Origin of the sequence: Fervidicella metallireducens AeB, from assembly GCF_000601455.1 — a bacterium.
Lineage (GTDB): Bacteria > Bacillota > Clostridia > Clostridiales > Caloramatoraceae > Fervidicella > Fervidicella metallireducens.
The window spans coordinates 1-1,641 of the sequence record NZ_AZQP01000116.1; the positions used below are offsets into that span (position 1 = coordinate 1).

At 34.1% G+C, this 1,641-nt stretch carries 2 protein-coding genes; both read left to right on the forward strand.

The genetic code is table 11. From position 1 onward, the window contains the following. Nucleotides 1-1,085 (forward strand): RHS repeat-associated core domain-containing protein (locus Q428_RS13930; RefSeq protein WP_035381990.1); only part of this gene is annotated, 1,085 nt, incomplete at its 5' end. Then, nucleotides 1,072-1,389, forward strand: a complete 318-nt coding sequence (locus Q428_RS13935; RefSeq protein WP_035381992.1) for a hypothetical protein — start codon at nt 1,072-1,074, stop codon at nt 1,387-1,389. The genes Q428_RS13930 and Q428_RS13935, both read left to right, overlap by 14 nt. The last annotated feature ends 252 nt before the right edge of the window (nt 1,390-1,641 follow it).

Below are 1,641 nucleotides of genomic sequence, written 5' to 3' on the forward strand. Positions count from 1 at the left end.
GGTTCTTGTCTGAGGATAGTTATAGAGGGGATAGGAAAGACCCACTTAGTTTGAATTTATATACTTACTGTCACAATGAACCGATTATGTACGTGGATCCAGATGGTCATAGGGAAGCAGTTGGAGCAGTTTATGCAGATGAAAAAATGGCTAAGAAAAATGAGACTAAGAAGAACATGTACACAAAACATAAACCTCCAAAAACAAGCTCAATTAAATCAAATAAACGAGTAGCAACAACAAAGCATGAGCGTAGCAAGGGATATTTAGTAGAGCATGAACGTAGTGTTGCAGCAAGAGAAAGGGCCAAGGCTAATGAAGTAAATAAGAAGAAGGCTACGAATGAGGTTGATACTAAAAAATCAAATCAACAGACTAAAAACAGCAAAAAAGAAAACATTAATACTAAAGATAAGAGCAAGGATAAAACTGGAGTAAGAACACAAATTCCATACTATAATGAAAGAAGTAGGAGTGTTCCAAGTATAGTTAAACCACATGATATGACTCCAGAAGCAAGAGCAGTGTTAGCGAAGGAAAGGGCAAAAATTGGACATGTAGCTAAAGAAGCTGGGTTAGGAACAGTACAAGCCGTAGGTGGTGCTTTTGAAATTTCTTTTGGTGTTACAATAGGTACAGCTTCTCAAGCAACACCTATTACACCTATTACAGCAATTCCAGGAGCTGTTGTAGGAACGTATGTTGCAGTTGATGGAGTCTCAAATTTTACGGGTGGAGTTTCAAGAATTAAAAATGCGGTTACTGGTTCAAATGCTGGGGATGAATGGAATTTCATGAAAGAAGCATACAAGATAGCCGATCCTGTGAATGGTGAAAGAAACTATAATATTTCACAAGGTGTAATAGGAGCGGCGTCATTAACAACTGGGGTAGTAACTACGGTAACATCAGTTAAGTTAGCTGGTGTAGAAAGTTCAAACTTAATAAAATATACAGGCAAGGGTATGACCTCTTTGTCAGTTATGACAGTTTCAAACACTATAGACGCATACAGTGTTGACAGCTCTAATAAGTCATTAAGCAAAAATAATAAAAAAGGAGGAAAGAAAAATGGTTCAAAATAGAGAAAGGAGAAAGCGTTATATTTATTATTTAATAGGTTACATGGTTGCATACTTTATTACTCTCTCTTATAATAGTTTTGACATTTTTAGCATTTCACCTGTTAACTTAATGTCATTAGTAATAGGCTTTGGACTAGGGACAGCCTTATATTATGGTCTAAAACCAGGGGGATTTTATAAATATTCATTAGAGATGTTAAAGCAGATACTTGCATGCATTTTCATTTTTATAATAGCTTTAACTGTATTAATGATATTACAAAATTCTTTTGGTTTGAATTCAAAGTTTTTTATAGGTGGTTAAGTAGATGTTATACTATAAAGGACAGATTCATAAGCTATAACCACTAAATAATAACATAGATGATTGCATAATTGATAGAATCAATTCTGTGGATAAAATCAAAAAAAATACTCTAAAATCAAAAAAATAATAGTAAAAAAGAGCATGACAAAAAACCTTCTAAAAAGGCATGGTTACTGGTTTGAGTCTAATATTAACCTGTGGATAATGTTGATTATGCGGCTACAGTGAGAAGACAGTAAAAGGGTTGGA